Genomic DNA, 12,477 nt, shown 5'->3' on the forward strand with positions numbered 1-12,477 from the left:
CGCTGTCACAAAGTCGCAATCAAACCGCAATAACCTCGACGGCACCGTTTCAGACTTCCGGTTGCCGCCACCATGCGCCTCAAGCTGCTCACCAATCTGTCCACCGCCCTGCTGGTTACCGCCTGCCTGGCTCTTGCCGCCACGCTCTGGTGGTCGGAGCGGGCGCTGGAGCGCCCTTACCTGCTAATGCAGCGCTACCTCAACCTGTCGCAGCAGTTCCAGCACCAGGTCGCCGACAACATCCAGCGTTACCTGGGCAGCGGTGATGCCCTGCGCCACAGCGCCGCCAGCCTGGCCATCAGCGAGCTGGAACAGAACCTCGACGCCCTGCCCACGCAACTGGCCGATGAACTGCGCCCGAGCCTGGCCGAACTCAGCCAGTTCACCGCCAACGACCTGCTCGCCGCCGGCAAGCTCGCTGGCGACCCGCAAGGCCTGCTGCTGCAGGCCGAGCGCGAAATCAGCGGCGCCCTCGAGCAGCTCGAAAAGTATTCCCGCGAGAGCACCAGCAGCACTGCCGCCAGTTATCAGGCGCCGTTGTTCAAGGCCGCCCAGCACCTCAGCCGTCTGAGCCACGCCCGTGGCAAGCTGGTCAGCAGCGGGCGCAGCGAGCTGATCGCCGATGTCGAGCGCGAACTGGCCGTCCTCAGCCAGCAGGCCAGCACCCTCGACAGCCTGCCGCTGCTGGGTGTGACGGACAGCAGTGAAGCCAGCGGCAACAGTTTTGGCGCCCTGCTCGGCCTGGCCGACAGTGACGAGCAGGAGCAGGCCGAAGACCGCGGCATCGCCCTCAAACGCGACTTTGCCAGCCTGCTCAAGCGCTACCCGGCCGAACTGGGCCGCACCCGCGAGTTGATAGAGAAGCGCAACCAGCTGGCACTCGACAGCACGGCCAAGATCGAAGGCCTGCAGCAGGCATTGGCCGCCCTGGAGCCGGCGGTGCGCGCCGAGCACGGGCGCATCCAGGGCGAAGTACGCCTGATCCAGGGCCTGATGATCGGCCTGATCCTGCTGATTGCCCTGACCATCGACCGCATCCAGCGCCGCCTGAGCAATGTTCTCGGACGCCTGGCCCCGGCTCTGGGCACCTGGGCCGCCGGCGACTTCGCCAGCGACATCGCGCTCAACTCACAGACCCGCGAAATGCGCGATATCGAGGACTCGCTGAACCGCCTGCGCCGCTATCTGGTCGAGCTGGTCGGCACCATCCACCACAACGCCGCCCAAGTCGCCGGCAGCAGCCGCACCCTGGCCGACATCAGCCAGGGCCTGCACGGTGGCGCCGAACGCCAGTTGGCCGATACCGCACAAATCCGCGATGCCCTCGGCGAGTTGGAAGGCACTATCGCCCAGGTCGCCGACGATGCCAGCCAGGCCGCCGATGCCAGCCGCGCCGCCAGCCGCGCGGCAGAACAGGGCCAGCGGGTGATCGAGCAGAGCCTCACCGGCCTGCATGCCTTGGTCGGCAAGGTGCAGGGCAATGCCCAGTCCATCGAACAGCTAGCCAGCGAGACCGCCACCATCGGCCAGGTGCTCACGGTGATCCGCGGCGTGGCCGAGCAGACCAACCTGCTGGCGCTGAACGCCGCCATCGAAGCCGCCCGTGCCGGCGAGATGGGCCGCGGCTTCGCCGTGGTTGCCGACGAGGTACGCTCGCTGGCCCAGCGCACCAGTGGCGCCACCGACGAGATCCAGCAACTGATCGCGCGCCTGCAGCAGGCGGCGCAACAGTCGGTAGCGGCCATGCGCGCCCAGGTCGAGCATGCCGAGGCCACCGCGGGCCAGGCGGCCCAGGCCGATGGCGCGCTGGACGAAGTGGTCGGGGCGATCCGCACTATCGCCAGCATGGCCGAGCGCATCGCCGAGGCCACGGCCCAGCAAGGCGGCGCCGCCAGCGAAATCCGCGGCCACAGTGAACGCATCCACCGCCTCGGCGGCGACAACCTGGCGCGCATCGGCGAAGGCCGCCAGCAGGGTGAACAGCTGTTGCAACTAGGCGGACAATTGAACACCGCGGTGCAGGCCTTTCGCGTCTGAGCGGCGAGACGTAGGGCGGGTGCAACCCGCGGTGAGCCCAGCGCGGGTTGCACCCGCCCTACCAATAGACCTGCCCGCACGAAGCCGCCGTCCATCAGCCGGCAACATCCACTAGCAGGCTGTTGAAAAACGTTGGCGAGGCAGCCAGCGCAAGGCAAAAAAGGCGAAAAAGCGCAGTTTACGAGCTGTAAATGAGCATTTTGAGCCTGTTTTTAACGCCGTGATGGCAACGCAGGTAGTTTTTCAACAGCCTGCTAACCCTATGCGCCAACCAGCCGCCTGGGGTCGGCTCGCCGACTTGGGTATGATGCCCGCCAAGTCCGTCGTGCGAGCCCGCCATGCGCCGTTTGTTGCCTCTCGTTCTGTTCCTGCTGTTCAGCCTGCCGGCCAGCGCCGGCCTGTTCGACAAGCTGCCCGACGCGCCCCTGGGTGCGCCGCTGAACAACAGCGCCGACTTCCTGCCGGTAGGCGAAGCCTTCCGCCTGAGCTTGGTAGAGAACTCGCCGACGGCGCTGAAACTGCGCTTCGTGGGCGCCGAGGGTTACTACCTCTATCGGCACGCCTTCAAGTTCCGCATCGAGCCGAGCGACCTGGCCAAGGGCGAGGCCGTGATCCCGGGCGGTCAGCCCAAGCACGACGAATACTTCGGCGATGTCGAGGTGTACTACGGCATCACCGATATCGAGCTGCCGCTGGACAACCCCATCGACCTGCCCTTCAGCGTCCACGTTACCTACCAGGGCTGCGCCGACAAGGGCCTGTGCTATCCGCCGGAGACCGCGCGCCTGGAAGTCGGCGCAGCCGCCAGCCCAGCACCGACCAGCGCTACCAGCGAAGCCTCCAGCACCGCCACCGCAGCCCCGGCCAGCGCGACCGGCTGGAGCTGGAAGGAGCTGGCGCTGTTCTTCCTTGGTGGCCTGGGCCTGGCATTCACCCCCTGCGTACTGCCGATGCTGCCGATCCTCACCGGCGTGGTCCTGCGCGGCCAGCCAGGCGGCATGCGTGGCCTGGTGCTGTCGCTGGCCTACGTGCTGCCGATGGCGCTCAGCTTCGCCATTCTCGGCGCGCTGATGGGCCTGTTCGGTGCCGAGCTCAACCTGCAGGCGCGCCTGCAGTCGCCCTGGGTGCTGGTGCCATTCGCGATCTTCTTCGCCCTGTTCGCCGCCGCCAGCCTGGGTTTCCTCGAATTGCGCCTGCCGCAGGCGGTCGACGGCCCGCTGCAGCGCCTGAGCCAGCGCCTGCATGGCGGCACCCTGCTCAGCGCCGCCGCGCTCGGCGTGCTCTCCAGCCTGCTGGTCTCACCCTGCGTATCCGCGCCGCTGGCCGGTGCCCTGCTGTATATCAGCGCCAGCGGCGACGCCCTCGGTGGTGGCCTCAAGTTGCTGGCCCTGGGCCTGGGCATGGGCACCCCGCTGGTGCTGTTCGCTGTCGGCGGTGGCGCCCTGCTGCCGAAATCCGGCGCCTGGATGCTCGGCGTGCGCAACCTGTTCGGCGCCCTGTTGCTGGCGGTATCGATATGGCTGCTGGAGCGTGTCGTGCCCGGCCCGGTCAGCCTGGCCCTGTGGGGCCTGCTGGCAGCCGGCGTGGCCCTGTGGCTCGGCGCACTGGAGCTGACGCCGAAAACCCACCACCAGAAAGTCGCACAAGTGCTCGGCCTGCCCCTGCTGGTGTATGCCATCGTCGCCTGGGTTGGCGCCCTGCAGGGCCACAGCGACCCGCTGCGCCCGCTCGGCAGCGCCGGCGTCGTGGCTGCCGAAACACAAGCTCCGGCCAGCAGCAGCTGGCAGACCATCAGCAGCCCGGCCGAACTAGATGCCGCCCTGGCCGCAGCGAAAAGTGCCGGCCAGCCGCTGCTGCTGGACTGGTACGCGGACTGGTGCATCAGCTGCAAGGTGATCGAGCGCGAAGTACTGACCGCCCCCGAGGTGACCCGTCAACTCGGCGCCTATCGGCTGATCCGCTTCGATATCACGGAAAGTCGCGCCGATCAGCGCGCCCTGCTCGATCGCTACCAGCTGTTCGGCCCGCCGGCGATCCTGTTCTTTGCCGGCAACGGTGACGAATGGGCCGATCTGCGTGTCGTAGGAGAGATCAGCGCCGCCGACTTCGCCGAACGCCTAAACCGCGCAGGCAGCCGCCAACAGTAAGTACGTCATTTATCTGCCGCAAAAATCGGCCATCGTGATGGCTACTGCAGGCAACTGGACAGCCTGCAGCGCTTTCGGCATAGTCCCGGCCATTGGACAGAATAAGGACGCATTCATGGCCACCCTTCTGGTGCTGCACGGCCCCAATCTCAATCTGCTGGGCACTCGCGAGCCCGGCGTCTACGGCGCCACCACCCTGGCCCAGATCAATCAGGATCTCGAGCAGCGCGCCCGCGCCGCCGGCCACCACCTGCTGTACCTGCAGAGCAACGCCGAATACGAGCTGATCGAGCGCATTCACGCCGCAAAAGGCGAAGGTGTCGACTTTATTCTGATAAATCCGGCGGCTTTCACCCATACCAGTGTCGCATTACGTGACGCGCTGCTGGCGGTAAGCATCCCATTCATCGAAGTGCACCTGTCCAACGTGCACAAACGTGAAGCCTTCCGCCATCACTCCTACTTTTCTGACGTAGCCGTTGGAGTGATCTGCGGCCTTGGCGCCAGCGGTTATCGGCTGGCCCTGGAGGCTGCCCTGGAACAATTAGAACGCCCCTGAAGACCTGACCTTGGGAGTTGCAAAGCTATGGATATCCGTAAAGTCAAAAAACTGATCGAGCTGCTGGAAGAGTCCGGTATCGACGAGCTGGAAATCCGCGAGGGCGAAGAGTCCGTGCGCATCAGCCGTCACAGCAAGCAGCCGGCCTATGCCCAGCCGATGTACGCCCCGGCTCCTGCGCCGGTTGCCGCTCCGGTTGCCGCCGCTGCTCCGGTCGCCGCCGAAGCCGCTCCGGTGGCCGCCAAGCTGAATGGCACCGTGGCCCGCTCGCCGATGGTCGGCACCTTCTACCGCGCCGCCTCGCCGACCTCCGGCAACTTCGTTGAAGTCGGCCAGAGCGTGAAGAAAGGCGACATCCTGTGCATCGTCGAAGCGATGAAGATGATGAACCACATCGAGGCCGAAGCCAGCGGCGTGATCGAATCCATCCTGGTCGATAACAACCAGCCGGTGGAATACGACCAACCCCTGTTCACCATCGTTTGATGCGCGGGGAGCCTGTGATGCAGAAGCTGGAAAAAGTCCTGATCGCCAACCGTGGCGAAATTGCCCTGCGCATCCTGCGCGCCTGCAAGGAGCTGGGCATCAAGACGGTGGCCGTGCACTCCACCGCCGACCGTGAGCTGATGCACCTGGGCCTGGCCGACGAGTCCGTCTGCATTGGCCCGGCATCGGGCGCACTGTCCTACCTGAACATTCCGGCGATCATCAGCGCCGCCGAAGTCACCGGCGCCACGGCGATTCACCCGGGCTACGGCTTCCTCGCGGAAAACGCCGACTTCGCCGAACAGGTGGAGAACTCCGGCTTCGCCTTTATCGGCCCGAAAGCCGACACCATTCGCCTGATGGGCGACAAGGTGTGCGCCAAGGCCGCCATGATCAAATCCGGCGTCCCCGTGGTCCCCGGTTCCGACGGCCCGCTGCCGGAGGACGAGGAAACCGCCCTGCGCATTGCCCGCGAAGTCGGCTACCCGGTGATCATCAAGGCCGCTGGCGGCGGCGGTGGTCGCGGCATGCGCGTGGTGCACAAGGAAGAAGACCTGATCAAATCGGCCAAGCTGACCCGCACCGAAGCCGGTGCCGCGTTCGGCAACCCGATGGTCTATCTGGAGAAGTTCCTCGGCAACCCGCGTCATGTGGAAGTCCAGGTGCTCTCCGACGGCCAGGGCAACGCCGTGCATCTGGGCGACCGCGACTGCTCGCTGCAGCGCCGTCACCAGAAGGTGCTGGAAGAAGCGCCAGCCCCGGGCATCGACGAGAAGGCTCGTACCGAAGTGCTGAAACGCTGCGTCGATGCCTGCATCGAGATCGGCTACCGCGGTGCCGGCACCTTCGAGTTCCTCTATGAAGACGGCCGTTTCTACTTCATCGAGATGAACACCCGCGTGCAGGTCGAACATCCGGTCACCGAGATGGTCACAGGCATCGACATCGTCAAGGAGATGCTCAGCATCGCCGCCGGCAACAAGCTGTCGATCAAGCAGAGCGACGTGGTTATCCGCGGTCACGCCCTGGAGTGCCGGATCAACGCCGAAGACCCGGACAACTTCATGCCCTGCCCGGGCAAGGTCAAGCACTACCACGCCCCGGGTGGCAACGGTGTACGCGTCGATTCGCACCTGTACAGCGGCTACGCGGTACCGCCGAACTACGACTCGCTGATCGGCAAGCTGATCACCTACGGCAAGGATCGCGCCGAGGCCATGGCGCGCATGCGCAATGCCCTGGACGAGATTGTGGTCGACGGGATCAAGACCAATATCCCGCTGCACCGTGACCTGGTGGTCGACAAGGGCTTCAATAAAGGCTGCGTGAATATCCACTACCTGGAAAAGAAACTGGGTATGGATAAGCACTAAGCCCACGACCTGCTGCGCGTCGGCGATACGGCGTTAAAAACAGCCTCGGCAAGCCGCTTGCGGCTAACGCGCTTCAGCGCGACCCGAAGGGCGAGTGCAACGAGTCATGCTCATTTACAGCAGTAAACTGCGCTTCCTCGGTTGTTTTTGCCTAGTCTCGCTCTAGCTCGCAAGGTCGTGACTAAATGCAACGACAAGGGCTGCCCACGGGCGGCCCTTGTCGTTTCCGCCCGGCACCTGCGCTGGCCGCATGCCCATGCGTTCAAGTAAGCTGCGCGCCCTATTGCACCTAGCGCCCCACGTTCACGAGGTTTCCCATGCCCTGGTTACAAGTCCGTCTCGCCATCACCCCGGATCAGGCGGAAACCTACGAAGACGCCCTGCTCGGTGTCGGTGCCGTCTCGGTGACCTTCATGGATGCCGAAGACCAGCCGATCTTCGAGCCAGACCTGGGCACCACCCCACTGTGGTCGCACACCCACCTGCTGGCGCTGTTCGAAGCCGATACCGACCCGGTCAACCTGATCGCCCACCTGGAGCTGCTGACTGGCGCCGCATTGCCCGAGCACCAGATCGAGCACATTGCCGACCAGGACTGGGAGCGCAGCTGGATGGACAACTTCCAGCCGATGCGCTTCGGCCAGCGCCTGTGGATCGTGCCGAGCTGGCACGCCGCACCGGAGCCGGAGGCAGTCAACCTGCTGCTCGACCCCGGCCTGGCCTTCGGTACCGGCACCCACCCGACCACCGCCCTGTGCCTGGAATGGCTGGACGGCCAGGATCTCAGCGGCTGCGACGTACTGGATTTCGGTTGCGGCTCCGGCATCCTCGCCATCGCCGCCCTGCTGCTCGGCGCGCCCCAGGCGGTCGGCACCGATATCGACATCCAGGCCCTGGAAGCCTCGCGCGACAACGCCTCGCGCAATGGCATCGACCCGGCCCGTTTCCCGGTCTACCTGCCCGCCGACCTGCCGCAGCAACCGGCCGATGTGGTGGTGGCCAATATTCTCGCCGGCCCGCTGGTGTCGCTGGCGCCGCAGATCAGCAGCCTGGTCAAGGCAGGCGGGCGCCTGGCGCTGTCCGGCATTCTTGCCGAGCAGGCCGACGAAGTGCGCGCCGCCTATCAGGACGCCTTCATCCTCGATCCAACCGCGATCAAGGATGGCTGGGTACGGATTAGCGGGGTCAAGCGCTAGTAGCGCCTGTACGAGCTTGAGTAAACTAGCGCCTCGCTTTGCACGGATCGCCGCATGACCGACAGTTTTGTCACTCAGTGCCCCCATTGCCGCACCAGTTTCCGCATCAACCGCGCCCAGTTGGGTGCGGCACATGGTGCGGTGCGGTGTGGCGCCTGCATGCACGTGTTCAATGCGGCCCAGCAACTGCTGGTCGACCAGACGCGCGCCAGCAAGCCCGTAGCACCGCAACCCAGTGCACCGGCACGCCCGCAAGCCGCAGCCCCGAGCCCAGCCGCTGCACCCAGCATGCCACCAGCGAGCAAGCCCGTTCCCGAGCGCGCTCCAGCGCCAGCGCCGACGGCCAGCCTGAATAAGCCGGCCACAGCGGACAAGCAGCCGGTCGACACCCTGTGGATCCACGACGACCTCGATCTCGACAGCCTCGACCTCGACGAGGAGCTGGCCAAGCTCGAAGAGCAGGAAATGCAGCTGTCCCAGGCCTTCGTCGCCCTCAAGCCGGCCGCTGGTAACAGCGCCGAGCTGCTCAAGGCGCCGAGCGAGACCCGCGACCCGCATGACGAAGACTGGGCCGAGTCCCTGCTGCGCGAGGACAAGCCCGCCAAGCCGCAGCCGGTATTTCGCCCGCCAGCCGCCGCCGAGCCACAGCCGTCAGTCGAGCCGACACCAGCGCCGGCCGTTCCAGAAGAGCGCCAGGAGCCCAGCCTGCATGCCCTGCGCGACGAACCAGACGACAGCGTTGATGCCGACGAAGAGCGCATCGAAGAAGTCGCCGACGCCGACTACGCTCCGCCCGCCAACCTGCCCGGCAAACCCGAGCGCAGTGAGCCGGCCCTGCGCGATGACAGCCTGCTGAGCCTGGAAGACGAACCCCTGCAACTCGACTGGCAGCAGGCCAGGAAGCCCTGGGGCCGCTGGATCGCCTGGGGCCTGCTGAACCTGCTGGCCGCCGGCGCCCTGACGACCCAGTACGTGACCTATCACTTCGAGGAACTGGCGCGCCAGGACCAGTACCGTCCCTGGTTCGAGCAGCTGTGCCCGGAACTCGGCTGCGTGCTGCCATCCAAGGTCGATATCGAGCAGATCAAGAGCAGCAACCTGGTGGTGCGCAGCCATCCGGAATTCCGCGATTCGCTGGTGGTCGACGCGATCATCTACAACCGCGCACCCTTCGCCCAGCCCTTCCCGCTGCTGGAACTGCGCTTCGCCGACCTCAACGGTCAGCTGCTGGCCAGTCGTCGCTTCAAGCCGGGTGAATACCTCGGCGGCGAGCTCGCCGGCCAGGCGGAAATGCCGCCGCAGACGCCGATCCACGTGTCCCTGGAAATCCTCGACCCAGGTGCCAAGGCGGTCAACTACAGCCTCAGCTTCCACTCCCCGGAATAAGCCTGCAGGCGCCGGATTTCCGGCACTTGCAGGGTGTCCAAGACCCAGCGGCGATAACCCGACAGCTGCTCATAATTTGTTCAAAACAGCCTTTATCCGGTCACCGAGAGCGGGTATCATGCCCTCCCTTTTTCGCACTCCCATGAAGCCGTTTTCCAGTTCAGGCGGGCCTAGCCATTGCCTGAACGGCTTCAAAAACAACAGGGATGACCTCCATGTCGGTGGTACGCATCGGCCCTTACACACTGCCCAATCAGCTGATCCTCGCCCCCATGGCGGGCGTCACCGATCAGCCGTTCCGGCAGCTGTGCCGGCGCCTGGGCGCCGGGCTGGTGGTATCGGAAATGGTCAGCAGCGACGTGCGCCTGTGGAACACCCGCAAATCGAGCCTACGCATGATCCACAGCGGCGATCCCGAGCCACGCTCGGTACAGATCGCCGGTGGTGATCCCGAGATGCTCGCCGAGGCGGCCCGGCGCAACGTGAAAATGGGCGCGCAGATCATCGACATCAACATGGGCTGCCCGGCCAAGAAGGTCTGCAACAAGGCCGCCGGCTCGGCGCTGATGAAGGATGAAGAGCTGGTCAGCGCGATCCTCGACGCGGTGGTCAAGGCGGTCGACGTACCGGTGACCCTGAAGATCCGCACCGGCTGGGATCGCTCGAACAAGAACGGCTTGAACGTGGCGAAAATCGCCGAACAGGCCGGCATCAGCGCCCTGGCCGTGCATGGCCGAACCCGCGCCGACCTGTACACCGGCGAGGCCGAGTACGACACCATCGCCGCGATCAAGCAGGCGGTCACGATTCCGGTGTTCGCCAATGGCGACATCGATTCGCCGCACAAGGCCAAGGCCGTGCTCGCCGCCACTGGCGCCGACGCCCTGCTGATCGGTCGTGCGGCGCAGGGGCGGCCGTGGATCTTCCGCGAGATCGCCCATTACCTGGCGACCGGCAAGGAACTGGCGGCGCCAACGCTGTACGAAATAGAACGGATTCTGTTGGAACACCTGAGCGCCCTGCACGCCTTCTACGGCGATGTGATGGGCGTGCGCATCGCCCGCAAGCATGTCGGCTGGTACCTGGCCACCCTGCCCGGCGCCAGGGAGTTCCGCACCGACTTCAATCGTCTGGACAGTACGGACGCGCAGTACACCCACGTTCGGCAGTTTTTTGCCGAACGCCATAACAAGGACAACGAGGTGGCCGCATGACGAGGATGACCGAGCCTTTTTTTGATCAATCAGTTTTTGATGGGGCAGTACCCGTGAGCGACAACACCAACCTGAAGCAGCACCTGACCACGCCGAGCGAAGAGGGCCAGACCCTGCGCGGCAGTGTCGAAAAGGCGCTGCACAACTACTTTGCTCACCTGGAAGGCGCTGACGTTACCGACGTCTACAACCTGGTTCTCAACGAGGTCGAGGCGCCGCTGCTGGAAACCGTGATGAACTACGTCAAAGGCAACCAGACCAAGGCCTCCGAGCTGCTCGGCCTGAATCGCGGCACCCTGCGCAAGAAGCTCAAGCAGTACGACCTGCTGTAAACACCCGAATACATGGAAAAGGGCGGCCCGCAACATTAAACAGAGGGCCGCCCTTTTTTACTGATTTCCCAAGCTCTGATGGACTCTGCAATGACCGACCAGACCACCCGCCTCCCCGTTCGCCGCGCCCTGATCAGTGTTTCCGACAAGACCGGCATCCTCGAGTTCGCCCGCGAACTGGTTGCCCTGGGCGTGGAAATCCTCTCCACCGGCGGCACCTACAAGCTGCTCAAGGACAACGGTGTGGCTGCCGTGGAAGTCGCCGACTACACCGGCTTCCCGGAAATGATGGACGGTCGCGTGAAGACCCTGCACCCGAAAATCCACGGCGGCATCCTCGGCCGTCGCGCCCTCGACGGCGCGGTGATGGAGCAGCACGGCATCAAGCCGATCGACCTGGTCGCGGTCAACCTCTACCCCTTCGCCGCCACCGTAGCCAAGCCTGGCTGTGACCTGGCCGACGCCATCGAGAACATCGACATCGGCGGCCCGACCATGGTCCGCAGCGCGGCGAAGAACCACAAAGACGTGGCCATCGTGGTCAACGCCGGCGACTACGCCGGCATCGTCGAGTCGCTGAAAGCCGGTGGCCTGAGCTACGCCCAGCGCTTCGACCTGGCGCTGAAAGCCTTCGAGCACACTGCCGCCTACGACGGCATGATCGCCAACTACCTGGGCACCATCGAGCAGAGCCGCGACACCCTGAGCACTGAAAATCGCGGCGCCTTCCCGCGCACCTTCAACAGCCAGTTCATCAAGGCCCAGGAAATGCGCTACGGCGAGAACCCGCACCAGAGCGCGGCGTTCTATGTGGAAGCGCAGAAGGGCGAGGCCAGCGTGGCCACCGCCGTGCAACTGCAGGGCAAGGAACTGTCGTTCAACAACGTGGCCGACACCGACGCCGCGCTGGAATGCGTGAAGAGCTTCGTCAAGCCGGCCTGCGTCATCGTCAAACATGCCAACCCGTGCGGCGTGGCCGTGGCCCTGGACAGCGAAGGCGGCATCCGCCAGGCCTATGAGCTGGCCTATGCCACCGACACCGAGTCGGCCTTCGGCGGCATCATTGCCTTCAACCGCGAGCTGGACGGTGCCACCGCCCAGGCCATCGTCGAGCGTCAGTTCGTCGAAGTGATCATCGCCCCGAAAATCAGCGCCGAGGCCCGCGCCGTAGTCGCCGCCAAAGCCAACGTACGCCTGCTCGAATGCGGCGAGTGGCCGGCCGAGCGCAGCGCCGACTGGGACTTCAAACGCGTCAACGGTGGCCTGCTGGTACAGAGCCGCGACATCGGCATGATCAAGGCCGAAGACCTGAAGATCGTCACCCAGCGCGCGCCGAGCGAGCAGGAAATCCATGACCTGATCTTCGCCTGGAAAGTGGCCAAGTTCGTCAAATCCAACGCCATCGTCTACGCCAAGGGCCGCCAGACCATCGGCGTCGGCGCCGGCCAGATGAGCCGCGTCAACTCCGCGCGTATCGCCGCGATCAAGGCCGAACACGCCGGCCTGCAGGTCGCCGGTTCGGTGATGGCCTCCGACGCCTTCTTCCCGTTCCGCGACGGCCTGGACAACGCCGCCGCCAACGGCATCACCGCGGTGATCCAGCCGGGTGGTTCGATGCGCGATGCGGAAGTCATCGCCGCCGCCGACGAAGCCAATATCGCCATGGTATTCACCGGCATGCGTCACTTCCGCCATTGATTGGCGTGGCCGCGCTGTAGCAGGCGTCTGCGTTGTTGCGGACGACTTC

10 protein-coding genes are annotated in these 12,477 nt (G+C 65.2%); all 10 read left to right on the forward strand.

What is annotated here, in order from left to right; translation table 11 throughout:
- Window positions 1-1,143 precede the first annotated feature (1,143 nt).
- A complete protein-coding gene (locus tag LRS11_RS22375; RefSeq protein WP_409519830.1) occupies window positions 1,144-2,037 on the forward strand; it encodes a methyl-accepting chemotaxis protein in 894 nt (297 codons plus the stop codon).
- Window positions 2,038-2,375: 338 nt separating this feature from the next.
- Window positions 2,376-4,184 (forward strand): protein-disulfide reductase DsbD, encoded by a 1,809-nt coding sequence (dsbD, locus tag LRS11_RS00100; RefSeq protein WP_260494989.1) that lies wholly within the window; start codon window positions 2,376-2,378, stop codon window positions 4,182-4,184.
- A gap of 115 nt (window positions 4,185-4,299) precedes the next feature.
- On the forward strand, window positions 4,300-4,743 hold the full coding sequence (aroQ, locus tag LRS11_RS00105; RefSeq protein WP_173203788.1) for a type II 3-dehydroquinate dehydratase: 444 nt from the start codon (window positions 4,300-4,302) through the stop codon (window positions 4,741-4,743).
- A gap of 27 nt (window positions 4,744-4,770) precedes the next feature.
- Entirely contained in the window at window positions 4,771-5,229 is a 459-nt protein-coding gene (accB, locus tag LRS11_RS00110) for an acetyl-CoA carboxylase biotin carboxyl carrier protein (protein ID WP_260494990.1), read from the forward strand.
- A gap of 17 nt (window positions 5,230-5,246) precedes the next feature.
- Window positions 5,247-6,602: an acetyl-CoA carboxylase biotin carboxylase subunit gene (gene accC, locus LRS11_RS00115; RefSeq protein ID WP_260494991.1), complete on the forward strand. Its 1,356-nt coding sequence runs from the start codon at window positions 5,247-5,249 to the stop codon at window positions 6,600-6,602.
- A 317-nt stretch (window positions 6,603-6,919) separates the two neighbouring features.
- Window positions 6,920-7,798 carry a 50S ribosomal protein L11 methyltransferase gene (prmA, locus tag LRS11_RS00120; RefSeq protein ID WP_260494992.1) on the forward strand — a complete coding sequence of 293 codons (879 nt, stop codon included), beginning with the start codon at window positions 6,920-6,922 and terminating at the stop codon, window positions 7,796-7,798.
- A 54-nt stretch (window positions 7,799-7,852) separates the two neighbouring features.
- On the forward strand, window positions 7,853-9,184 hold the full coding sequence (locus LRS11_RS00125) for a DUF3426 domain-containing protein (RefSeq protein WP_260494993.1): 1,332 nt from the start codon (window positions 7,853-7,855) through the stop codon (window positions 9,182-9,184).
- Window positions 9,185-9,399: 215 nt separating this feature from the next.
- Window positions 9,400-10,398: a tRNA dihydrouridine synthase DusB gene (dusB, locus tag LRS11_RS00130; RefSeq protein WP_260494994.1), complete on the forward strand. Its 999-nt coding sequence runs from the start codon at window positions 9,400-9,402 to the stop codon at window positions 10,396-10,398.
- Complete coding sequence (fis, locus tag LRS11_RS00135; protein WP_173203763.1) at window positions 10,395-10,730, forward strand: DNA-binding transcriptional regulator Fis; 336 nt, start codon at window positions 10,395-10,397, stop codon at window positions 10,728-10,730. Before dusB ends, fis begins: the two co-directional genes overlap by 4 nt.
- Window positions 10,731-10,820: 90 nt before the next feature.
- Window positions 10,821-12,428, forward strand: coding sequence for a bifunctional phosphoribosylaminoimidazolecarboxamide formyltransferase/IMP cyclohydrolase (purH, locus tag LRS11_RS00140; RefSeq protein ID WP_260494998.1), 1,608 nt, complete (start codon window positions 10,821-10,823; stop codon window positions 12,426-12,428).
- The last annotated feature ends 49 nt before the right edge of the window (window positions 12,429-12,477 follow it).

Origin of the sequence: Pseudomonas sp. J452, from assembly GCF_024666525.1 — a bacterium.
In the GTDB taxonomy this organism is placed as follows: domain Bacteria; phylum Pseudomonadota; class Gammaproteobacteria; order Pseudomonadales; family Pseudomonadaceae; genus Aquipseudomonas.